A 24,519-nucleotide genomic window follows, 5' to 3' on the forward strand; every position below is an offset into this window, starting at 1 on the left:
TACTAATTTTGCGTCTTAAATGCACGAAGAACCAATTTAAGATGCTACGCATAAAGAAATTAGATATATTTATCGTTAAGAGCTTTTTTCTGCTTTTTATCGGTACATTCTTCATCTGTCTTTTCATTTTCATGATGCAGTTTTTATGGAGATATGTAGATGAATTAGTTGGAAAGGGATTGGAGATGAGTGTCATGGCTCAGTTCTTCTTTTATTCCGCATTAACGTTGGTGCCATTGTCATTGCCATTGGCTGTGTTGTTGGCTTCTTTGATTACTTTCGGTAACTTTGGTGAACGTTATGAGCTGCTTGCAATGAAAGCAGCGGGTATTTCTTTGCTTAAAATCATGCGTCCGCTTGCAATTTTTGTCTGTGGGTTGGTGGGCGTCTCCTTTTATTTTCAGAATGTTGTCGGACCTATCGCTCAGGCTAAACTGGGGACTCTGATTCTTTCGATGAAACAAAAATCTCCGGAAGTCGATATTCCGGAAGGAGTGTTCTATTCCGAAATACCGGATTACAACCTGAAGATTGCCAAGAAGGATAGAAAAACCGGTATGTTATATGATGTGTTGATCTATAATTTGCGCGATGGTTTTGAGAAGGCACATATTATCTACGCAGACTCCGGTCGTATGGAGATGACAGCTGATAAGCAACATCTTTGGTTACATTTATATAGTGGTGACTTGTTTGAAAATTTGAAAGCACAGAATTTGAAAGCACAGAATGTGCCTTATCGTCGTGAATCATTTCGTGAAAAACACTCGATCATTGAGTTTAATTCCGACTTCAATATGGTGGACAGTGATATTATGGGTAAGCAGTCCTCAGCCAAAGATATGAAACAGTTGGAAGCTTCTATTGACTCAATGAAGTTGGTAGGTGATAGCATCGGGCGGCAATATTATACGGAAGTGTCACAGGGTAATTTTCGTCCATCTTACACGTTGAGTAAGGAAGATACAATAAAGATAGAAGAAGCGGATATTCGTACATATAATGTAGACAGTCTTTATGAGGTATCATCGTTGGCACAGAAACAGAAGGTGATTACAGCAGCAGCAGGTAAAGCAGAGAATATATCTAATGATATCTCTTTCAAAACTTTCCAAATGGCAGACAATGACACCCGTATCCGTAGGCATCGGACGGAGTGGCATAAGAAATTTACCATATCATTGTCCTGTTTATTGTTCTTCTTCATCGGGGCTCCGTTAGGTGGTATCATTCGTAAGGGGGGGCTTGGCATGCCTGTGATTGTGTCTGTAATGGTATTTATTATCTATTACATTATAGATAATACAGGTTATAAGATGGCACGCGACGGAAAATGGATTGTATGGATGGGAATGTGGACCAGTAGTGCTATTCTGGCTCCTTTAGGTTTTTTCCTTACCTACAAATCGAATAAAGATTCAGTGGTGCTTAATGCCGATGCTTATATTAATTGGTTCAAGAAGATTGTCGGTATCCGGAGTATGCGTCATTTGTTTAAGAAAGAAGTAGTAATTAACGATCCTGATTATGAACGTTTACCCCAAGATTTGGATCGACTTACTGCTGAGTGTAAAGCTTACATGGCGAAAAATCGCTTGACTAAAGCACCTAATTATTTCAAATTATGGATGGTGGGTGAGAAGGACGATGAAGTGGTGGCTATCAATGAACAACTAGAATCGTTAATAGAAGAAATGTCCAACACGAAGTCGGTTACTTTAGTGAATACATTAAACAATTATCCCATTATTCCCGTTTCGGCTCATATACGTCCGTTCCATAAATATTGGATGAATCTGCTTGCCGGAGTCATATTCCCTATTGGTTTATTCTTTTATTTCCGTATCTGGGCATTTCGTGTCCGGTTATCTAAAGATATGGAGCGGATCATTAAGAACAATGAACAAATTCAATTCATCATACAGAATATTAATAAATAAATGTAATGGAAGAGATTAAAATGGATAAAATAGAAGATGCGATTGCCGATTTCAAAGAAGGCAAGTTCGTTATAGTAGTGGATGATGAAGATCGTGAGAACGAAGGTGATTTAATTATAGCTGCTGAAAAGATAACTCCTGAGAAAGTAAACTTTATGTTAAAGTATGCGCGTGGAGTACTTTGCGCTCCTATCACGGTATCTCGTTGTAAAGAATTGGACTTACCACATCAGGTAAGTGACAATACCTCTGTATTGGGTACTCCTTTCACCATTACGATTGACAAGTTAGAAGGCTGCACAACCGGAGTTTCTGCTAGTGATCGTGCTGCAACGATTCAGGCATTGGCAGATCCTGCCTCTACACCGTCTACATTCGGCCGCCCGGGACATATTAATCCGCTTTATGCACAGGAAAAAGGAGTGTTGCGTCGTGCCGGACATACAGAAGCAACGATTGATATGGCACGTCTTGCCGGACTTTATCCTGCTGGTGCTTTGATGGAGATTATGAGCGACGACGGTACGATGGCACGTTTGCCGGAGCTTCGTAAGCTGGCAGATGAACATGGATTAAAGTTGATCTCTATTAACGATTTGATTGCTTATCGTCTTAAACAAGAATCCATTGTAGAAAAAGGGGTAGAAGTAAGTATGCCGACCGAGCATGGTATGTTTCGTCTGATTCCTTTCCGTCAGAAATCAAATGGTTTGGAACATGTAGCTTTATTTAAGGGCACTTGGAAGGAAGACGAACCTATTCTGGTACGTGTACATTCATCGTGCATAACAGGTGATATTTTCGGTTCTAGACGTTGCGATTGTGGTGAACAGTTGCACAAAGCCATGGAGATGATCGACCAGGCGGGAAAAGGAGTTGTTGTCTACCTCAATCAGGAAGGTCGTGGTATCGGTTTGATGGAGAAGATGAGGGCCTATAAACTTCAAGAGGACGGAATGGATACAGTAGATGCAAATATCTGTCTAGGACATTTGGCTGACGAACGTGATTATGGGGTAGGTGCACAGATTCTTAGAGAGTTAGGAGTACACAAAATGAAGCTTTTGACAAATAATCCTGTAAAACGGGTAGGTTTGGAAGCCTATGGATTGGAGATTGTCGAAAATGTTCCTGTTGAAACAGTTCCTAATCCGTATAATGAACGGTATTTGAGAACGAAAAAAGAAAGGATGGGACATACATTACATTTTAATAAGTAAATCGCTATTTTGTTTTCATATATCAAATAAAATCGCTTATTTTGCAACGAATTTCACTCAACAACAATAAAATAGATACAAAATGAATCAATTATCAGATCGTTTGAACAGCTTGTCGCCATCGGCGACACTTGCCATGTCTCAAAAGAGTAATGAGCTTAAGGCACAAGGCGTTGATGTTATTAACTTAAGTGTAGGAGAACCAGATTTCAATACTCCTGACCACATCAAAGAAGCTGCGAAAAAAGCTATAGACGACAATTTCTCTCGCTACTCTCCGGTACCGGGTTATCCGGCTTTGCGTAATGCGATTGTTGAGAAACTGAAAAAAGAGAACGGTCTGGAATATACAGCCGCTCAGATTTCTTGTGCGAATGGTGCAAAGCAATCTGTTTGTAATGCAATCATGGTGTTGGTTAATCCGGGTGAAGAAGTAATTGTGCCAGCTCCTTATTGGGTGAGTTATCCGGAAATGGTGAAATTGGCAGAAGGTACTCCTGTGATTGTTTCAGCAGGTATCGAACAGGATTTCAAGATTACTCCGGAACAGTTGGAAGCTGCTATTACTCCGAAAACAAAGGCGTTGATTCTTTGTTCTCCGTCTAATCCGACCGGATCTGTATATACTAAGGAAGAATTAGCAGGATTGGCTACTGTGTTGGCTAAACATCCGCAAGTAATAGTAATTGCTGACGAAATCTACGAACATATCAACTATATCGGTAAACACGAAAGTATTGCTCAATTTCCGGAAATGAAGGAACGTACAGTGATTGTAAATGGTGTTTCTAAAGCATACGCCATGACAGGATGGAGAATCGGTTTTATTGCCGGTCCGGAATGGTTGGTGAAAGCTTGCAATAAGTTACAAGGTCAATACACTTCAGGTCCTTGTTCTGTATCTCAGAAAGCTGCTGAGGCTGCTTATACAGGTACACAAGAGCCGGTTAAAGAAATGCAGAAGGCTTTCCAACGTCGTCGCGACTTGATCGTTAAGTTGGCAAAAGAAGTGCCGGGATTCGAAGTAAATGTACCGCAAGGTGCTTTCTACTTGTTCCCGAAATGCGATAGCTTCTTTGGTAAGAGTTGTGGGGAACGTACAATTAAAGATTCAGATGACTTAGCTCTGTACTTGCTTGAAGAAGCTCATGTAGCTTGTGTAGGCGGTGCATCGTTCGGTGCTCCTGACTGCATTCGTATGAGTTATGCTACAAGTGATGAGAACATTGAAAAGTCTATTTGCCGTATCAAGGAAGCGTTGGCTAAATTGAAATAATCGACAGACGAAATAAAATTACTGCGGCGGAAGTTTTCCAAAGAGGAAAATGCTCCGTCGCATTTGTTATTTGAATGTACCCATCCATCCATAAAAAAAGGCTACCTTCCGTAGAAAGCAGCCTTCACTTTTTTGAGTAGATTGTATTATTCAGCTGGGTGAATAGCTTCAGACGGACAAACGTCTGCGCAAGTACCACAGTCAGTACATACGTCCGGGTTGATAGAATAGATATCACCTTCAGAGATAGCTTCAACCGGACACTCGTCGATACAAGTTCCGCAAGCAATACAATCGTCACTAATTACGTAAGCCATTTTTTTAAGATTTAAATTATTAGTACTAATTCGTTTGGCAAAAATAAGCGTTTTATTTGTTACTTGGTATGATTCTATGATTAAAATGATTTAATTTGTATTTCTTCTAAATAAGAGACACGTCTTATTTGTGCTATATTTTTCGTATTTTTGCAGACAAATTACTAATACATAGCAATAATATGCCTTTAAATTTACCTGATAGACTCCCTGCGATAGAATTGCTAAAGGAAGAAAATATTTTTGTGATCGATGCTTCCCGTGCTACGCAACAGGATATTCGTCCGCTACGGATTGTCATATTGAATCTAATGCCGTTGAAGATTACGACGGAGACAGATTTGGTTAGATTGCTTTCAAACACACCTCTTCAGGTGGAGATCTCATTTATGAAGATCAAGAGCCATACATCCAAAAATACTCCGGTAGAGCATATGAAAGCGTTCTATACGGATTTTGACCAGATGCGCGATGAGAAATATGACGGTATGATTATAACCGGAGCACCAGTAGAACAGATGGACTTCAAAGAGGTGACCTATTGGGATGAAATAACGGAGATATTTGATTGGGCGAAAACACATGTCACATCTACTCTGTATATATGCTGGGCGGCTCAGGCAGGACTGTATCATCATTACGGAGTGCCCAAATATTCTTTAGATCAGAAAATGTTTGGTATTTTTGAGCATTGTGTATTGGAACCATTGCATCCGATTTTTCGTGGATTCGATGATTGCTTCTATGTGCCTCATAGTCGTCATACGGAAGTGCGGAAAGAAGACATTCTGAAAGTTCCTGAACTTACTTTGCTTTCAGAGTCTGAGGAATCAGGCGTTTATATGGTGGTGGCTCGCGGTGGGCGTGAGTTCTTTGTGACCGGACATTCGGAGTATTCTCCTTTGACGTTGGATACGGAATATCGTCGTGATCTAAATAAAGGGCTACCTATTGAAATGCCTCGCAATTATTATGTTGACAATGATCCGGAAAAAGGTCCATTGGTGCGTTGGCGAGCTCATGCCAACCTCTTATTCTCCAATTGGTTGAACTACTTTGTTTATCAGGAGACTCCTTATAATATTAATGATATCGAATAATACTGAATGGTTAAACAGCGTAAAATAGAACTTCTGGCTCCGGCGAAGAATCTGGAATGTGGTATCGAGGCTATCAATCATGGTGCGGATGCTGTCTATATCGGTGCACCTAAATTTGGTGCTCGTGCTGCTGCAGTGAATTCATTGGAAGACATTGAAACATTGGTAAATCATGCTCACTTGTATAACGCCCGTATCTACGTCACTGTCAATACGATACTGAAAGAAGAAGAATTGAAGGAGACAGAAGAAATGATTCATGCCTTATACCGGATTGGAGTCGATGCGCTGATTGTTCAGGATATGGGAATTACGAAACTGGATCTTCCGCCAATTCCCCTTCATGCCAGTACGCAGATGGATAACCGTACACCGGAAAAGGTTAAATTCTTGTGGAAAGCTGGATTTCGTCAGGTAGTGTTGGCGCGTGAATTGTCGATTCGGGAAATTAAAAAGATACATGAAACCTGTCCGGAAGTTCCTTTAGAGATATTTGTTCATGGTGCTCTTTGTGTGAGTTACAGTGGGCAGTGCTACGTTAGTCAAGCTTGTTTCGGACGTAGTGCAAATCGTGGAGAATGTGCGCAATTTTGTCGGTTGCCTTTCAATCTGGTCGATGCCGAAGGAAAGGTAATTGTAAAAAATAAGCACTTGCTTTCTTTGAAAGATCTGAATCAGAGCGATGAACTGGAACAACTTCTGGATGCCGGTGCTTCTTCCTTTAAAATAGAAGGTCGTTTGAAAGATGTCTCATACGTGAAAAACGTGACAGCTGCCTATCGGCAAAAACTGGATGCCATCTTTGTCCGTCGTTCCGAATATGTACGTGCTTCTTCGGGGACATCCCGTTTTGAATTTCAGCCACAATTGAACAAAAGTTTCAGTCGGGGATTTACTCATTACTTTTTGCATGGTCGTGACCGGGATATTTTTTCTTTTGATACACCGAAATCATTAGGAGAGGAGATGGGAACAATGAAAGAAGCCCGTAGCAATTATCTGACAGTTGCCGGGTTGAAATCATTTAACAATGGAGATGGCGTTTGCTATATAGATGAACAGGGACGTTTGCAGGGATTTCGTATCAACCGGGTGGATGGTAATAAACTTTATCCACAGGAAATGCCGCGTATCAAACCTCGAACTGTCCTTTATCGTAATTTTGATCAAGAGTTTGAACGGTTGCTTTCCCGTAAATCGGCCGAGCGCAAGATAGCCGTTGATATCCTTCTTGCTGATAATAATTTCGGATTCTCTTTGACTTTCACCGATGAAGATGATAATAGCATTACACTTTCCATTCACCGTGACAAAGAACCGGCTCGTACCCCACAGGAGGAGAATCTGAAGACGCAACTGGGCAAATTGGGTAATACCCCATTTGAAGCGAAAAAGATAGAAATCTCTTTTGCGAAGAATTGGTTCCTTCCGGCTTCTGTGCTAGCTGATTTTCGTCGTCAGGCGGTAGAAAAGCTGATTGCTGCCAGAAAGATCAATTATCGTCAAGAGTTGGCAGTGTGGAAACAAACTACTCATGCTTTTCCTCAAACCACTTTGACGTATCTGGGAAATGTGATGAATACACGTGCTGTTTCTTTTTATCAGGATCATGGAGTGCAACGTGTTGCTGAAGCTTACGAAAAAACACAGCTAGAAGATGCTATATTGATGTTTTGTAAACATTGTTTGCGTTATAGTATGGGTTGGTGTCCTATTCATCAACGGGAGAGATCACCTTATAAAGAGCCTTACTATCTGGTATCGAACGATGGAAAGCACTTCCGTCTTGAGTTCGATTGTAAGAATTGTCAAATGAAAGTAAAAGCTGCACAATGAGCATATTCCACTACAGAGTAGCACAGAGTGTCACGAAGGTTGATTCGTTGAAGAAGAAACCTAGTGCCAATTTTTGCCGTTATGTAATGAATTTGCTGTTTTGTCTGTTATTTCTTTCATCATGTTTTTACTCCCGTCCCGATCTGTCTTCGGAGGAGATTCCGCAGAAAATAAAAGACTCTTTGGATTATCTTTACGAACGGCATTATACTTGGAATACAAACCTAGAAGTAATGGTAGATTCTTCCATATTGGAGTGTTTACCTATTAAAGAAAAGTACATCACATTATATAGGGGAGATCGTGTTGTAGTAGCCGAATTTGCTGTCCACCCTGCTGATAGTATAGATACTGTCTGGGTGAAACTGGCGCATACACAGGATGAACAAGGTTGGATACGGGAGACGGAACTGAAAAAAGCTTTTGCGCCTACCGATAGTATTTCGCAAGCGATTCACCTTTTTAGTAATACTCATGCCTCCTATTTTGTGATTATCTTTGCATTGTTTGTTGGGGTATATCTGTTCCGTGTCTTTCGTCGTAAACAATTGCAGTTGGTTTACTTCAATGATATTGCCAGTGTTTATCCGTTGTTTTTGTGTTTGTTGATGGCTTTTAGTGCCACAATTTATGAATCGGTACAAGTTTTCGTTCCGGGAACGTGGGAACATTTCTATTATAATCCGACGTTATCTCCTTTTAAAGTTCCTTTTATACTTTCTATTTTCTTGTTGAGTATCTGGCTTTTCTTGATTGTTGCTTTGGCGGTACTCGATGATCTGTTCCGTCAATTAACTCCGGCAACAGCTATATTCTATTTGCTGGGACTGATGTCTTGTTGCATTTTCTGTTATTTCTTCTTTATCTTGATGACTCATATTTATATTGGTTATTTATTCCTGGCATTTTTCGTCTGGGTATTTGCCAAGAAAGTACATCGAAATATTGGTTATAGATATCGATGCGGTCATTGTGGAGAGAAAATAAAAGAGAAAGGTGTGTGTCCACATTGTGGCGCGATCAATGAATGATGTCATATTTACCTAATCCTTACATTTTAATAATCGATTGAATAATGAGAATCAGCGCTACTGAACCGAAAGATCTTCCTATCGTAATGAATATTTATGATTATGCACGTACCTTTATGCGTGCAAATGGAAATACTACTCAATGGATGGATGGTTATCCTTCCGAGACTTTGATTCGCCAAGAAATCGAAGACGGTCATAGTTTTGTTTGTACGGATGAACAAGGTGAAATTCTAGGAACTTTTTGTTTTATATTGGGAGAAGATCCTACCTATCAGCATATCTATGATGGTGCTTGGCTCAATGATGAACCTTACGGAGTGATTCATCGAATGGCAACAAGCGGTAAACAAAGAGGGGTGTCGGAAGCTTGTTTAGATTGGTGCTTTCAACGTTGTGGTAATATTCGTGTGGATACACATCGTGATAATAAAGTGATGCAACACATTTTGACGAAGCATGGCTTTCAGCGTTGTGGCATTATTTACGTGAAAAATGGTACAGAACGTATTGCTTATCAGGTGTATTTACCTCCTAGTATGAGCGTAGAAGGCAAATAATATATTCTTCTTTCAGAGTGATTGAATACTTCGGAATATTTTAGCATTTAGGTTCCTAACTTGTATTGCTTTATATTGATCTCCATAAGAGTGATAAAAAGAAACTCTATTTTTGCATGCTTTGCTCAATATTTCGCAACCGTTGCTCTAAAGTAGCATATTTTCGTCTTTTTCTTTTAAAGACGTTCGTAGAGTTCGCTGATCTTTTCAATCGGATTGTAATTATTTGTTCTTTTCTTCTTATACCTAAAAATAATTCTTTTGTCATTTAGTTCATAACTATTCCAGAATGAGTCAAATTATTCCGGTTTAAGATAATTCTAATCAATGAAACATCATTCTTTTTTTTCTAATGCATCATGGATTTGATTGTAGAAATCGTCACCTTCGCTTAGGTCCTTTAACTTGTTAATCAGTATCTTACCGTCGGGACTTACAAGCATATAGTGTGGAAACATGTATATACTATAGGCTTTATAAATATCTTCGTGTAGACTCTTGCATGCTTTGATGTGATTACCACCAATCTCATAGTATTTTATGGCATTATGCCATTGCTCTTTATCTTGATCTATTGAAACGCAAAGTAATGTAATACCATTCTGCTCAGTAAATCTTTCCATTTCTTTTCCAAATTTTTTAGAATTACTCACGCATGGTCCACAAGTGCTGAACCAGAAATCCACAAGTACAGGCTTTCCTTTGAACTTTGTTAGTAATTCTTGGAATGTCTTAATACTATCTCCATTTTCCACAAATGAAACATTCTTATCGAAATCGCTATTAGCTTTTGCATAGAAATGGTCTATTGCTTTTATAAATGGAATGAAAGTCGTTTTGAAACCTTCATTAGGGTATGTAGTCAGAAATTCATTTATATATTTCTTCAGTATCTTCTCAAATCGTTTGTTGTTTAAGGCTTCCATAAACAAAGCTTGTGCCCAAAATGCTTGTTTTACTTTTTTGTTTTTTATTAATCGCACATTATTGAATAAATAGTCATAATATTCCTGAGCGGTTTTAAAGTTACAAACTTTTCCGTCTGTTGCTGATTTGAGAGCTGCGGCTATTTCTACATAGGGTTTAAAGTATTGTGAAGGTATCATCTGTGTTGTTAGTGGATAATCTTTGTATATTTTGGACCACTCTTTCATATAATCGTCATACATCTGCTTTTCGTTTCTGGAACAATCACTAAAATTTGCTCTTATCACTTTAGCCATTGATCCCATCCAATATAATTCCAAATCCAGTTCTATGAACTTTCTCATAGCCTGGCTCATCTCTAATTTCTCAAATTGTTTCTTATCCGCCATTAGCAAAGCATCGAAGTTAGCGCGCATCTTGGCACCAATCGTATCAAGTGGAGTGGCTTTATAATCTCTCACAAATTCATACTTATAAAAATTCTTATCCCGAAATACTTTGTTTCTCAACATCTGTACAGGATCACTGATCTGAATGATAGGATCAGCTCCATAATCGAAACATATGGAATAATTTTTACCTGGCTCCACGATGACATTACAAAATGTTTTCCCATGTTGTAAATAGACAGATGATAAATCATTTATCTCCAGTTGCAGTGTCGCTTTTTTCCCTTCTGTAGCATATAATGTATCCGTAAATCCTAATGTGATGCCCTCTATCGGCGGTGCTACAAAGATAACTGAGTCTTGGGTTTTCCGTAAACTAATCTCAATAGACGTTTTTTCTGCCCCATAACTTAACGTTGTAGCAGTAATAAATAGTAATAGTAACTTCTTCATTAGTATATTATAAAGTGTTTGTTAATATGATTATAAGGCTGTTCTTTATTAAATCTCATACCAGTCTTGGTAAGCCATAAGTCTGCTGATTATCACCATTCGGTATTTCTATATCACCACTGAGAGAAGATATTTTTTCCATTGGGATTGTCCGAAAAGGATGACCGGACAGATTGATATAAAAAATAAGATTATGTAAATCATAACATCTATAAATGTACGGTTGTACAAAAATAGAGAAATAAGATGAAAGTTTCTCTTTTTCTTTCTAATTATATTGGTAATTAAGGTCTTTTATGTAATCATTGACTTTCTATGATATTACAATGAAAAGTGAGTGGTACTATAATAATGTGAGATTCTTTCTAATGTTCCTTTTTCTAAATAGAAAGTCAAAGAAAAGTAGTTTTTGGAGATCAAATCAGTTGCAACTTAATCATAGTCTGATCTCTATTAGCCGGAACTCTGGTGAACTGAGAGACTATGATAAGTTTGCATCTGATGTATAGAGGTACTGCTAAGGTTTTAATTGTCCCGAAACTCTCATATATTCCGATTCATAAATCTTATACTGAGTCTTTGCTTCAATCTGGTTACTGTATGCTTCTTGCCATTGTGCCTGTGCATCTAATAAATCGGTTAATGTGCACATGCTTACATCGTAACTGTTTTGCATATTACGTAAGTTTTCAGCTGCTTGTGACATTCCGATATTGGCAGTTTCTACTAGATTGTAACTATCTGCTATATTCTGAATAGCCTGTTGCAGTTCTATATTGAGTAAACGTTCGTTTCTCTGCAAGTCCAACTGAGCATTTTGGTAATTCAGTTTAGCTTTCTTTATTCCTTTCAGCCCTTTTCCCCATCTGAAAAGAGGAACGCTGATAGATGCCATTAGCATGGGAGATCCATCTTTATATTCCTGTTTGAAGGGCGTTCCGTCTTCCGCTTGTCCGGCAAGTTTGAGGTTACCGTAGTAAGAATATTGAGCGGAAATTCCGAAAGTCGGGAGGATATCGGCACGTGCCACTTTGATTTGCTGCTTTTGGGCTTCTACCTGATTTAAAAGTAATCTGTATTCGGGACGCATAAGAATGCTACTTTCCAATTGCTGAGGTGAGGTGATTTCTATATTTGTCTCAGTAGCTTGGATGGTGGTATGAATATCAACTCCTAATGTACTACATAAAGACATTCGGCAAAGTTCAACTCCATTTTTAGCTTTCTTCAATTGATAAAGTATCTGGCTACGTTTGGAATCTACCCGTAACAGGTCAGCCTGAGTAGCCATTTGGACTTCCACACTCTTGGCTATTTGATGATGCAATTCGTCCAGTTGCTTTTGATAAGCTTCCAGTAGTTTAACTTTTTCCCCCACAGCAATGTATGTCCAATAAGCATTATCAGCTTCGGCGATAATATCCATCTCCGTTTTCCGGAGTGATTCTTCTGCACAATCTACACCAATTTTGGCAAGTTTGTTGGAAGCAACGATTTTTCCACCGGTAAATATGGGTTGAGTCAAGGTGAGCCCTGCCAGATACGTTCCACGCATTTGCAGTTCTGCACCCATTAGGTCCATATCTTTGCGGTAGATGCCGGTCAGTGAACCTTCCAGTTCGGGAAGATATGCGGCGAAGGCGATTTCTTTATCTAGTTTCGCCTGTCTGTAAGAGTTTTCCGCTATCTTCATTTCTTCATTATTCTTCAATGCCATTTTCCGGCATTCTGCTTGAGAAAGTTGAAGTTGGGCGAAGGCAGGCAGATTGACTGCCAGCCCCAATGCTATCCATAAAATAGTCCTTTTCATATACTCAGGGATATTCTTTTATTCATTAGTAGTTTTAGTTGTTTTAGGTCGTGTACGAGGTGGTGTGATATGGAAGAAAGCCGTATAGAACAGAGGCAAAAGTGCCAGTGTAATAATGGTTCCCATAGCAAGACCACTCATAATGGTGACCGCCATCGAAGCGTACATTGGGTCTGTGACTAATGGCAACATACCAAGAATCGTGGTAACAGAGGCCATTATAACCGGGCGAGTACGTGAGACTGTCGCATTGATTACCGCATCATAAGGATGTTGTTGCTCTTCGTTGATGAGACGTGTAATTTCGTCCACCAGAACGATGGCATTTTTAATCATCATTCCCATCAATCCCATCACCCCGATAATTGCCATAAATGTGAATGGTTGTTTGCTTAGGAGCAATGCCGGAGTGATGCCGCAGAGAACGAACGGAAAGCAAAGCAAGATGAGAATCACTTTCTTCCAGTTGCTAAATAGCAATAATAAGATGGTTAGAATGATGAATAGAGTAATTGGTCCGTACTTCATCAATCCTTCCATGGAATCACCCTGTTTGGCAATTTCTCCTGACCAGCCCATAGTATAACCTTCCGGTAACTTAATCATGTTGATTTGGTCTTCAATATCTGCTTTCACTTTGGCAGGAGTTGCTTCCCATTGTGTATAGTCCGGATCACATTCTGCTTCAATATGACGCGAACCGTTCACGCGAAGTATCATCTGTTCTTCCCAGCCAAGGTCGATATTACGGGTGACATTACTCATAGGTGCACTTTTATACATATCATCCTGAATGGCATCGGAGCTTTTGCTACCTGTAATCAGTTGGTTGATATCGTTATCGTCCACCTTAATATTAATGTCTGTCCATACCGGAATATCGTTCAGATCTTGAATCTTACTTCCGTCTGCATTGCGAATACGGAAGTTGAGCATTACTTGCTGGTCTTGATCATTGATCACTCCACAAACCATTCCGTCGGTAGCTGCCTGTAATGCGTTCCCAATATTAGCACGACTGATGCTCGAACGGCGTGCTTCTTGTTCCATGTATTGGGCGGTTAGTGCTTTGCCTGTCGGCTTCCAGTTGTTTTGTACCGAATAGGTATCTACATATTTGCATTTACGCATAATCTCTTCAGCTTGTCCGGCAAGATCACGGAGCACGGCAGGGTCGGGTCCTGTAAATTCCACCTCGACAGTGTGCGTGCTTGATATAGAGAAGTTGTATTTACGTGCACGGATATAGGCATCGGGATAACGTTCGCGCAGTTGTTGGCGTATTTTGGGAAGTTCTTCTACCACTGTCTCATAATCGGGACAGTCGATAATCAGCTCCCCGTAACAACCTCCACCACTTGTCATGGGACGAACCAGGCAATAGCGGGCAGGTGCACTTCCCATTGAAGCGGCTACTCGTTCTACGTTCGGGTTTTCCTTCACCAGTTTGCTCATTTCCAATAAGTCCAGTTTCACTTGCTCTGGATTAGTCTGATAAGGGGTAAAATATTCGATGACGAATTGTTTGTAACTAAAGTCAGGAAAGAACAAATTTTTGATCTTGGTCATACCGAGGAATGAGGCTATCAACACTACCACTGAGATACCTATAGTCAGCTTTTTATAATTAATTAGTTTGATGATAATCTTTCTGACGACTTGTTGCATCTTGCCAATTTGCTCTTCATATCCTACTTTGCGTACATGAAGTGGCAATATGTATTTGGTAAACATCGGGACTTGGGTCAGTGCTAATATCCAACTGACGAGCAGACTGACACAAAGCACAAGGAATAAGTCCCGGGCATATTCTCCGGCGGTATCTTTGGATAAGAATACGTTCAGGAATGCAGAAGCTGCAATTAGGGTTGCTCCTAATAACGGCATAGCGGTTGCTTTACAAATACGATAAAGATAGACTTTCGGTCCTAGCCCTCGTGTCCGGTCTACCAAGATACCGTCGATGATAACAATGGCATTATCGACAAGCATACCCATTGCAATAATAAAGGCACCCAATGAAATACGCTGCAACGTTGTGCCGCACATCAGCAGGATGGGGAAGGAGCCGGCAATAGTCAATACTAAACCGGCACCGATAATCAATCCGCTTCGGAGACCCATTGTGAAGATGAGGGCAATGATAACAATAAGAACGGATTCCACCAAATTGACCATGAAGGAACTAATTGCTTCGTCTACTTTATCCGGTTGGAAAAAGATTTTCTCCATATCCATTCCTACCGGTACATTGGGCATGATTTCTTTCAGTTTGGCTTCCACTGCTTTTCCAACATCCGGCACGATAGCATCGTTTTCCATAGAGATGCAAATAGCCAATGCTTGTTCACCGTCTACAAAGAAGCCATTCTCTTGCGGATCTTTATAGGTACGCTCTACTTCTGCAATGTCACCGATACGCATTTGCTTTCCGTCTAAAGTCTGGACAATCAGATTCTTGACATCTTCCACGCTCTGTGAACGATTGGTGATTCGTAGCTGTATCTTCTGGTCACCGTCCTGATAGTTTCCTGCATCCACTGTTTTAGTAGCGTCTTGCAGCACACTCATGATTTGTGTCGGGATAATACCGTTGCGGGCTATCTTTTCTTTTGATAAGGTAATGTTGATTACTTCATCCCGGTTACCATAAATGTTGATTCTCTTTACGCCTTTGACACCAAGTAATTCTCGGCGGATCATCTTGGCGTACTTGTACATTTCCGGATATTCGTAACCGTCGGAAGTCAGTGCATAGAACATGCCGTAGACATCCATCATATCGTCAATTACAATCGGTTCATAACATCCTTGCGGTAGTTTGTTTACGGCACCGCTTACTTTACGGCGGAGTTGGTCGAAATGCTGTTCGATAGCTGTCATCAGTACTGTTTCCTGAAATTCAACAGTAATCTGTGCCATTCCTTTGGTACATTCCGAACTGATTTTCTTTACGTTAGGGATCGTGCGCAATTCATCTTCCATGACTTGTGCAACCTGCAATTCTACTTCGTGTGCCGTGGCTCCGGGATATACGATTACGACCATCGCCTGTTTTACTCCGATAGCGGGGTCTTCGAGTTTCGGCATTTGCACGAAAGATAGTACTCCTGCAATGAGTAGAGCTACCATTAGCGACCAGAACAGTGTCGGGTGCTTGATGAAATATTCGGTTAAGGCAAATTTCATTAGAATAATCCTCCTACATTGGTTTTGTCTGATTCGGGAAGCACATGCACTTTCTCGTTTTCGGTAAGTGAATGCACTCCCGCTTTGATAATTTGTTCATTACCTTGAATACCTTCTGTGATGATGGCTTTTCCTGTGGTATCTATTCCTTGCAGTTTTATTTCACGTCTGCTGACGGTGGAATCATTTCCTAATACCCATACATAACTCTTCTCCTGTTCGCTAAAAATTGAGTTTACCGGAAGGGTAAATCCGGTTGTATTCGGTTGCGCATCTGTCAGCGAGATGTTTACCACTACGTTCATACCCGCCGTAAGTTTGGTAGAGTGATTGTCGGTGAGAGACAAGAGCATTTTATAAAGTTGTGTACTGCTTGCTTTCTGGTTAATACTGATGAGCGTAAGAGGATGGCTGACATTGGGTGACAGCGAAGAAGCACAGGAGAAGCCTGAAAACTTATCCTGCTGCATATAAAGGCTGGCAGGGATATCCACTTCTACTTCAATTTTAGAAACATCCAGCAAATTGACAATGGGCGAACCGGCTTGTACCATTTCCGCTTTTTCGTAATTTACCGTTTGTATATAGCCGCTAACTGGAGCCTTTAGAGTTGTATACTCCAGTTTATTCTTATTTATCTGTAATTGTACCCGAAGCTGTTCCAGTCCTGCGACTGCCTTTTCGTAGTCATTTCCGTTAAGGCTCTTTGCCTCGTACAATTGTTTCATACGTTCCACTTCGTTTTTCATTTGGTCGTATTGAATCTGATAAGCGTCTACTCCGAGTTGATAATCTTCCTGATCCAACATTGCAATAGTCTGTCCTTGACGTACAAAATCACCTTCTTTTACTAAAATCTTATCAATTTGTCCGCCGGTTTTGAATCCTAGGCTAATTTCCCGCGATTCCTTTACTGTTCCCGATAAGCTTTTATAAGATACATTACCTAACGCTACTGGTTGGACTAGTTTTACACTTCGTACGAACTTCTCTTCCTTGTTGGTATTACAAGCTGCCAGTAATACAATCATTGCCGGCATAAACCACCTTTTTACATTCATTGTTGTCGCTTATTGTTTGATTGAAAAATATTCATTTCATTTTCGGCTGCAAAATTCTCTCTTATTTAGGAATGATTCAAGGTAAAAAGGAATGCTTTTTTGGTCATTTGGTTGAATAAGACAGATTTTATATTCCAAATAGATTAAATTTGTCGTCGATTATTCTAATTCTTATATAAACATGGACCAAAATATCTTTTTGCTTGATATCTCACATCTTACCGAAATAGACATGGCTACTTTTATTGAAGGAAAGATTGTATTGTTGGATAATATCGATTCACCTTCTGCAGGACAAACGGCACAACAGTCGCAAAATAGTTTTCCGGTGCAAGCCAGAATGTCTATGGTGTTACTCTGTCTGGAAGGGGAATTGCGGATTAGAATTGCTCTGAAGGAATATGTTCTGCATCCGAATATGTTTGTAATCATCATCCCCGGAATAATTTTTGAGGTACTTTTTATTTCGGATGATTTTCGGGGATTCATGGTGGCTACCCAGAATGATTTTATGCCTATCACGGAGAAGACAACGCAAGTGATGTCTTTTTATAAATGTTTGCAGGAAAAATACTGTTTTACTTTTGAAGAGAAAGATGTGCCGGAGTTTGTGAAGGTATATCGTGCTATAAAGGAGACTCTGCTGGATGAGGAACATCCTTTCCGAATTTCTATTTCACAGTCGTACGTTCAGATTATGTATTATCGGATGGCACCGGTGGTGATCAAAGAGGCAGAGTTGCAGTCGAAGTATCCCCGTACCCGCCAGGAAGAGATTTTTTATAATTTTGTCAGTGCAGTGGAAATGCATTATCGGAAGGAACGGAGTGTGAAGTTTTATGCGGATTTGCTGTGTCTTTCTCCTAAATATCTTTCTTCTGTTATATATAAGGTTAGTCAGAAATTGGCGGGAGAATGGATTGATGGTTATGTGATTCTGGAGGCGAAAACATTATTGAAATCGGGAAAGTTGACCATCCAGCAGATCAGTGAACAATTGAATTTTCCGAATCAATCCTTTTTCGGGAAGTTCTTTAAGCGTTGTGTGGGGATGTCTCCGAAAGAGTATAAAAATAAATAGTTGTATGCTCTTGATAAGTAATGTCCTGAATGGTTAGGACATGGAATCTTTTGGATTGTTTTTGGAACGTAGTACAAGAATGGTTGGGAACATGTACTAGAGTTAGGTAACTGAAGTACTAGACTTGGACGATTGAAGTACTGGAGCTGGTTGGAAGAAGTACTAGAGTCAGCTGGCTCTAGTACTTCTTTGACTTTAACTATAGGCTATGATTCTAATTATATTAGTTTATTCTTTTAAAATCTATAGGAAGATCATTTTCAATCTATTCGATGTTTTTTTCAAACATAACGAGGTTTGATAATAATCTATTCGATGTTTTTTTCGTAAATAAGGCTTGCTTTTAGTAAGTGAAAGTACTTTGGGTCATAGTCATATTTTGGCATATTACTCTGATATATAGTCAGTTGCATTGCGTCATCTTTTTTGATATGAAATTCAGCTATCATTCATTGCTCTTGTTGGCACTATTCCAATAGCTGCAATTCTGTATGTTTGATCCGTTTATTTTTTCTATGTTTTTGCATCTCTAAATTACTATAAAAAAGAAGCTTCATCGTAATTGGTTGTATGCCAACTGGATATGATGAAGCATGACAGAGAGTATGAGCGATTTAGAAACGGCAACGGAGATCTATTCCTAATTGTATCGGACGACCTTGTTGCTTGAAACCTTTATCCATCGTTTCGAAATAGAATGCAGCGTAATTTTTGTTTAGCGCGTTGCGCGTCCAGAAACTGATCATGGCATTGCCTACTTCGAAATTTACTCTACCATTCAATGTGCCATAGAAAGACTGGCTTGCATTATTTTGTTCTGTCCAGTAGATACGTCCGGCAGCACTGTAGTTTGCTTGGAGAACGATTCGGTCGAAGATACAACGCGGGTTACAGGTGAAAACATATTCACCACCTATATTCAAGGTGTGTTTAGGCACAAATGGTACATATTTGCCATTATAGTTTTCTTTCTCTTCGAGATTGCCTTCTGCATCTTCCTGCATAATCACGTAATTGGTAAAGGTAGCATACGTATATCCGTAGCTGGCGTTCAAGCTCAAAGCGTTTGTCAGACTGGCGCGAAGGGCGGCTTCGACACCATAACTACGGCTCTTCCCGGCATTGGTAGTAATACGTCCAAGACCACTTTTGGCAAATTGTGAAACTTGCTGGTCACGTGTGTCCATGTAGAAAGCGGCAAGATCTGCCCAGAGTTTACCTTCCCATAAAGTAAGGTGACTTCCTACTTCATAGTTCCAGGAATATTCAGGCTTGTATTGGGTAGCTTCGCTAACTTCCGGAAGTTTGTCTTTTAGTTTTTGAATCATACCTGCCATTCTAGAAAATTTTGGATCGGCAGCTAATGCGTCTAACATTGAATTTTTTAGAGCACCGGTTGCCAGGTCGGAAAACATTTGAATGTTATAGCCTCCTGAACGATAACCTTTAGAGACTGTGGTGTATAGGTTATTTCCTTTTTTCCATTCGTATTGGATAGCGAACTTGGGAAGCAATTGCATATAGTCGGTAGATTCCTTACCAATAAAAGAGCTCATAGCTTCCATACCACTACTACTAAGGCTTGCTACTGAGAAATCGAAATTTAAAGGGTCGCTGACAGAGTTATATTCCATTTTTAGTTTCTCATAGTCTAATCGCAATCCGATAGTGGCTGATAATCCTTCGGTTAGAATATTATTAAAGGTGGATTGATGGAAAACTGCCCCGTTCAATATGGGAGTGTCAAATTTGCCACCTACTGTTAAAGTCTGATTATTGGCAGTCATTTTCATTGGAGGAGCACCTGTTAAACCGCTAAAGATATCATTTGTTTTCTTTTCGATCATTGTTTTCACTCCATCCCTCCGAAATTCTACCGGACCGCTTGTATGTAGCCATTGATAAAATCCAGAAACGCCGGTAGCCCATTGCCAACTATTTCCCGGTTTCGATTTGAAAGTAATTTCTTCTGAGACTGTATTTGCTCTTTGTTTTTGTTCCAATATATAAATATCTTCTTCAGTAAAATCCTGATCAAGGAACATGCGGTCATTCAGGTTTTGGTAGCCGGTGGATCCACTAAGAATGAAGTGATTAGCTTGGTATTCCAGATTTACTCCTGCATTCAATAGTCCACGACGGTAACTGCTACGATTGTCATAGGATATTTTACCGATATATTCCGGACGCTTTTCTTCTCCTGTTATGGTTCCTGTATATTCATAAGGATATCCACCTTGGTCACCATATTCATAATTGAGAGTCATGTCTACTTTCAATTTCTCTGTTGGAAGATAGATTCCACGAAAGCGTCCACCGCCTGCATTACTACGGTCCACTCTTTCGTTGTTACGCGCTACGTTTTTGAAGAAACCTCCTGTATGCTCATAAAATCCTCCGGTGGAAAAAGCAAATTTGTCGGAAATACGATGATAGTGAGTCAACGAAACATTGTAGTCATTATAGGTTGCTGCTCCCATACGGATATCTGTTCCTTGATAAGTGAACGGTGATTTGGTATGTACTTTGATAAGCCCCCCCATTGTGTTACGTCCGTAGAGTGTTCCCTGAGGACCGCGAAGAATATCAATACGTTCAATATCGCAATAATTGAAGTCGAAAGCAGACTTGTCGATATAGGGGATATTATCTACATAAAGCCCTACGGAAGGAGTATTGATGCGTGAACCGATTCCGCGAATATAAATAGAGGTAGTCAATTTAGAACCATAATCCGGAATAAATAGATTGGGAACAATGGCTGACAGGTTTTTGACCGATTTTATTTGATTGGCTTGCATGTCCTTTTGAGACAGGAGAGTTGAAGCCATAGGCAACTCGCGCAGCTTACGATTCTCTTTGGGAGCGGCAATCACTACTACTTCTTCAATATCTACCACTTTCAGTGAGTCTTTCGGGAAATCTTCTCCCCATGCAGTCCCTGTCGTTAAAAGAGTGAGGACAATCAAAATATTTTTTTTCTTCATTTGCAGTTATTTTGTCGGGTGCAAAGTAAAGACAAATATTCCGGTTAGTCAATCCTCATTTATTAGGATATCGGCTTCGGATAGTACATACTGTGATTATCCTGAACGATATCTGATAAATGCTCGTATACAATTCTGCATCTAACTACCGATTTCACTGTTTATATCCGGTCGGCTTCTACGTATCCATTCATCACTGCATAGATTGTTAAACCGGATACAGATTTGATTCCGAGTTTTTCTGTGATATTTTTCCGGTGTGTAATAACAGTTGTTAAGCTGATATTCAGTTTGTCGGCAATCTCTTTGTTGATTAACCCCTTTGTGATGAGTACAAGTACCTCAATCTCACGAGGAGAAAGAATTTCCTGATGAGGCTCGACTGTATGGACTGGTGGCATATCTTTTACCGGATAACCGTTGTGATGGGCGTGCTGGTGCAGTTTCAGAATATTTTTTACTAACTCCTCTTCGGGTTCGTAGATATTTAAAACCGGAATCCCGGAAAGTTGGAATTGTGGACTGTCACTTGCCAGTACAATTGTCTTTCGTTTTCGCGGAAGAAAAAAAGCATTGTGTTCTACGTAGATTTGTGCTGAAATAAAATAATGAGCATACATGTCTGGGGTATCATCCATTAATTCATAAAAACTGTGGAAAGTACGAATGATTGCCATTGGAATGATTTCTTCTAATATGGACTTTAGCCCCAGGCAGGTGAGAGTATTTGTTTCTACAATCGCTATTTCCGGTTGATGGTTCATAGTTTTTATTGTTTAAGTAACATTTCGAAATCAATCTTATCAAAATCAACGTGAAACTCTTCCGGCATGTCAGTAGAATTCCAACAAATTGCATCAAGTAAAGGAGCTGTATCTTTAGCTATATATAACGTCTGCCATTTTCTTTCATTCTCTTGATCAACAGTGGTGATAACAGCTATTTTACGTTCTGTATCTATTATTTGCAAGTCAAGATGACTTAGATTATCATGGCGTATTAAATCAAAAAGATAGTGAGTTGGGCTAACTTGTTTAAATGATTGAATGATGTAAGGAATTGGACCATCCATATCTTTTTTAATATATAAAGAATCACTAAAGAAGGAAGTATAACAAGCACTTAACTCACTGATATAATAGGTATTTTGAAAAGAGCGAATCGGAATCCAGTTCCTTGGAAAGTCATCAGATAATGTATGTTTGGGGAAAGACTGTGGATGTTTTTCCCTAAGATACTTTAATTCGTAATCAAAATGTTCGACATCCCAATGATTTAAAAGGTAGGTAGAAGCATAATTAAGTACCTTTTGGTAACGTTTCGATTGGCGATCTCTTTCAATATAGGCATCCTCAAAACAGTAATATCCATCATGGTTTGTTGCGAATCTGTATAGAAATGTAGTGTCATTCTCAACAAAGGGGCCTTTTTTTTCATAACTGAACGTATCTTTTATTACAGAATCTGTAGAGTTAGCAGTCTGAACGGGTACTGTTTCTATAAGTGTGAGATTTATACTGTCGGTAGCTGTGGAAACAGCTTGTTTATTACTGGCAGCTTTTGATGTACAAGACATCATTCCGGTTAATAATCCGGCAACTAGCATGATAAAAAGGATTGAGCGTTTCATAATCTTATTTTTGTGTTACTTATTCTATATCTAATCATCTATATTTTAGTTTTCTGATAAAGAGCGGCAGCTTCTGCACATCTCTCCCCATCCACTCCTGCGGAAACAATTCCACCGGCATATCCGGCTCCTTCTCCACAAGGGAATAGTCCGCGGATAGTTACGTGCTGCAATGTTTCCTTGTCACGCGCGATCCGGACAGGAGAAGAAGTACGTGTTTCCACACCAATCATCACAGCTTCGTTCGTCAGGAATCCATGACTACTTCTACCGAATTGTTGAAATCCAAGCGATAATCGCTTGCTAATAAACTCAGGCATCCAAAAATGAAGCGGAGAAGAAATCAATCCCGGACTGTATGAAGACTCCGGCAAATCATAACTTAACTTTTTACGAGTGAAATCCAGCATTCGTTGTGCCGGTGCTGTCTGCCGTCTGCCTCCTTGCAACCAACATTGTCGTTCCAATTCTTCCTGGAAATGCAAAACAGGAAGAATCTGAGAATGAATAGCTGAAAGTTGGTTATTTGTAAGGGCCGGATTAAAAGCAAGCAACTGCTCATCCTGTTGTGCAGCCAAATCTTCATTCTTAGTTCTTAGTTCGTCATTAACTATCTCTTCCGGTTGAAGTTCCACAACCATTCCCGAGTTACTCCATCGTGAACCACGATTAGAAGGAGACATACCGTTCACCACTACTTGTTCCGGTCCACTGGCTGCGGGGACAATGAATCCTCCGGGACACATACAGAAACTATATACTCCCCGTCCTTCTACTTGAGTGACAAAACTATATTCGGCAGCAGGGAGATATTTCCCTCTTCCGTTCTTATTGTGATATTGTATCTGATCAATAAGCATTGCCGGGTGTTCCAGACGAACGCCTACAGCAATTCCTTTGGCTTCAATCGTCACATTATTGGCTGCTAACCAGCGATATACATCTCTTGCAGAATGACCTGTTGCCAGTATTACTGGTCCTAAAAATGTTTTTCCTGTATTTGTCTCTATTCCTTTAACTTCGTTATTCTTAATAATTAAAGCATCCATTCGTGTCTGGAAATGCACCTCACCGCCGCATTCGATAATCGTATTTCTCATGTTCTCAATGACACGGGGCAGTTTATCCGTTCCTATATGTGGGTGTGCATCCGCTAATATGGCAGTCGAAGCTCCATGCTGGCAGAATACATTCAGTATTTTATCGACATTTCCTCTTTTCTTGCTTCGGGTATAGAGTTTACCATCTGAATAAGCTCCCGCACCTCCTTCTCCAAAACTATAATTGGATTCAGGATTTATCAAGTGTTCCCGGCTGATTTGCGCCAGATCTTTTTTCCGTTCACGTACATCTTTTCCACGTTCCACAATTACCGGTCGCATTCCGAGTTCAATAAGACGTAATGCTGCAAATAATCCTCCGGGACCTGCACCGACTACGATCACTTGTGGCTTTCCTTCTACATTATTATATATAGTATGTTCATATTCATCGTCCGTAGGCATCTCATTGAGGTAGATGCGGACTTTCAGATTGACAAAAATCGTACGTTGGCGAGCATCAATGCTACGTTTTAATATACGGGTAGCAGTTATGTTACGGAGATTCAGCCCTTTCTCTTTCACAAGATATTCTTTTAACAGTTGTTCGTTAGCTGCAATTTCAGGGAGAATGCGGAGTTGATATTCTTGGATCATTAATAATCGATTTAT

17 protein-coding genes are annotated in these 24,519 nt (G+C 39.9%); 8 read left to right on the forward strand and 9 right to left on the reverse strand.

Features of this window, described 5'->3' with window-relative positions; genetic code table 11:
- Positions 1 to 41: 41 nt before the first annotated feature.
- The 3 genes from CZ225_RS04410 to CZ225_RS04420 all read left to right on the forward strand — a co-directional run bounded on the left by CZ225_RS04410 (position 42) and on the right by CZ225_RS04420 (position 4,436).
- Positions 42 to 1,940, forward strand: a complete 1,899-nt coding sequence (locus CZ225_RS04410; RefSeq protein WP_077153109.1) for an LptF/LptG family permease — start codon at positions 42 to 44, stop codon at positions 1,938 to 1,940.
- 5 nt (positions 1,941 to 1,945) lie between these two features.
- Positions 1,946 to 3,160, forward strand: a complete 1,215-nt coding sequence (locus CZ225_RS04415) for a bifunctional 3,4-dihydroxy-2-butanone-4-phosphate synthase/GTP cyclohydrolase II (RefSeq protein ID WP_077153110.1) — start codon at positions 1,946 to 1,948, stop codon at positions 3,158 to 3,160.
- Between the two features lie 82 nt (positions 3,161 to 3,242).
- Positions 3,243 to 4,436, forward strand: coding sequence for a pyridoxal phosphate-dependent aminotransferase (locus CZ225_RS04420; RefSeq protein WP_077153111.1), 1,194 nt, complete (start codon positions 3,243 to 3,245; stop codon positions 4,434 to 4,436).
- Positions 4,437 to 4,582: 146 nt separating this feature from the next.
- Here CZ225_RS04420 and CZ225_RS04425 read toward each other — a convergent pair whose 3' ends face one another.
- Positions 4,583 to 4,753, reverse strand: coding sequence for a DUF362 domain-containing protein (locus CZ225_RS04425; protein ID WP_002559159.1), 171 nt, complete (start codon positions 4,751 to 4,753; stop codon positions 4,583 to 4,585).
- Positions 4,754 to 4,935: 182 nt separating this feature from the next.
- On the opposite strand from CZ225_RS04425, the gene metA reads away from it, so the two are divergent.
- The 4 genes from metA to CZ225_RS04445 all read left to right on the forward strand — a co-directional run bounded on the left by metA (position 4,936) and on the right by CZ225_RS04445 (position 9,280).
- Entirely contained in the window at positions 4,936 to 5,853 is a 918-nt protein-coding gene (gene metA / locus CZ225_RS04430; protein WP_025074893.1) for a homoserine O-acetyltransferase MetA, read from the forward strand.
- Between the two features lie 6 nt (positions 5,854 to 5,859).
- Positions 5,860 to 7,689, forward strand: coding sequence for a peptidase U32 family protein (locus CZ225_RS04435; protein ID WP_077153112.1), 1,830 nt, complete (start codon positions 5,860 to 5,862; stop codon positions 7,687 to 7,689).
- Between the two features lie 86 nt (positions 7,690 to 7,775).
- Positions 7,776 to 8,720: a zinc ribbon domain-containing protein gene (locus CZ225_RS04440; RefSeq protein WP_051572870.1), complete on the forward strand. Its 945-nt coding sequence runs from the start codon at positions 7,776 to 7,778 to the stop codon at positions 8,718 to 8,720.
- Positions 8,721 to 8,764: 44 nt separating this feature from the next.
- Positions 8,765 to 9,280 (forward strand): GNAT family N-acetyltransferase, encoded by a 516-nt coding sequence (locus tag CZ225_RS04445; protein WP_025074890.1) that lies wholly within the window; start codon positions 8,765 to 8,767, stop codon positions 9,278 to 9,280.
- A gap of 335 nt (positions 9,281 to 9,615) precedes the next feature.
- Here CZ225_RS04445 and CZ225_RS04450 read toward each other — a convergent pair whose 3' ends face one another.
- The 4 genes from CZ225_RS04450 to CZ225_RS04465 all read right to left on the reverse strand — a co-directional run bounded on the left by CZ225_RS04450 (position 9,616) and on the right by CZ225_RS04465 (position 17,109).
- Positions 9,616 to 11,049: a TlpA family protein disulfide reductase gene (locus tag CZ225_RS04450; protein ID WP_077153113.1), complete on the reverse strand. Its 1,434-nt coding sequence runs from the start codon at positions 11,047 to 11,049 to the stop codon at positions 9,616 to 9,618.
- Between the two features lie 517 nt (positions 11,050 to 11,566).
- Positions 11,567 to 12,859: a TolC family protein gene (locus CZ225_RS04455; RefSeq protein ID WP_077153114.1), complete on the reverse strand. Its 1,293-nt coding sequence runs from the start codon at positions 12,857 to 12,859 to the stop codon at positions 11,567 to 11,569.
- An 18-nt stretch (positions 12,860 to 12,877) separates the two neighbouring features.
- Positions 12,878 to 16,048, reverse strand: coding sequence for an efflux RND transporter permease subunit (locus CZ225_RS04460; protein WP_077153115.1), 3,171 nt, complete (start codon positions 16,046 to 16,048; stop codon positions 12,878 to 12,880).
- On the reverse strand, positions 16,048 to 17,109 hold the full coding sequence (locus CZ225_RS04465; protein WP_234982995.1) for an efflux RND transporter periplasmic adaptor subunit: 1,062 nt from the start codon (positions 17,107 to 17,109) through the stop codon (positions 16,048 to 16,050). The genes CZ225_RS04460 and CZ225_RS04465 overlap by 1 nt, the downstream gene beginning before the upstream one ends.
- A 181-nt stretch (positions 17,110 to 17,290) precedes the next feature.
- On the opposite strand from CZ225_RS04465, the gene CZ225_RS04470 reads away from it, so the two are divergent.
- Entirely contained in the window at positions 17,291 to 18,190 is a 900-nt protein-coding gene (locus CZ225_RS04470; RefSeq protein ID WP_077153116.1) for a helix-turn-helix domain-containing protein, read from the forward strand.
- Between the two features lie 614 nt (positions 18,191 to 18,804).
- Here CZ225_RS04470 and CZ225_RS04475 read toward each other — a convergent pair.
- The 4 genes from CZ225_RS04475 to CZ225_RS04490 form a co-directional block, all read right to left on the reverse strand.
- Positions 18,805 to 21,177, reverse strand: a complete 2,373-nt coding sequence (locus tag CZ225_RS04475) for a TonB-dependent receptor (protein WP_077153117.1) — start codon at positions 21,175 to 21,177, stop codon at positions 18,805 to 18,807.
- Positions 21,178 to 21,338: 161 nt separating this feature from the next.
- Entirely contained in the window at positions 21,339 to 21,941 is a 603-nt protein-coding gene (locus CZ225_RS04480; RefSeq protein ID WP_077153118.1) for a helix-turn-helix transcriptional regulator, read from the reverse strand.
- A gap of 5 nt (positions 21,942 to 21,946) precedes the next feature.
- The gene (locus CZ225_RS04485) at positions 21,947 to 22,807 is read right to left on the reverse strand and encodes a hypothetical protein (protein ID WP_077153119.1); all 861 of its coding nucleotides are present in this window, start codon (positions 22,805 to 22,807) and stop codon (positions 21,947 to 21,949) included.
- Between the two features lie 38 nt (positions 22,808 to 22,845).
- Complete coding sequence (locus tag CZ225_RS04490) at positions 22,846 to 24,504, reverse strand: NAD(P)/FAD-dependent oxidoreductase (RefSeq protein ID WP_077153120.1); 1,659 nt, start codon at positions 24,502 to 24,504, stop codon at positions 22,846 to 22,848.
- Positions 24,505 to 24,519 lie beyond the last annotated feature (15 nt).

Origin of the sequence: Bacteroides bouchesdurhonensis (genome assembly GCF_900155865.1) — a bacterium.
Taxonomy (GTDB): Bacteria; Bacteroidota; Bacteroidia; order Bacteroidales; family Bacteroidaceae; genus Bacteroides; species Bacteroides bouchesdurhonensis.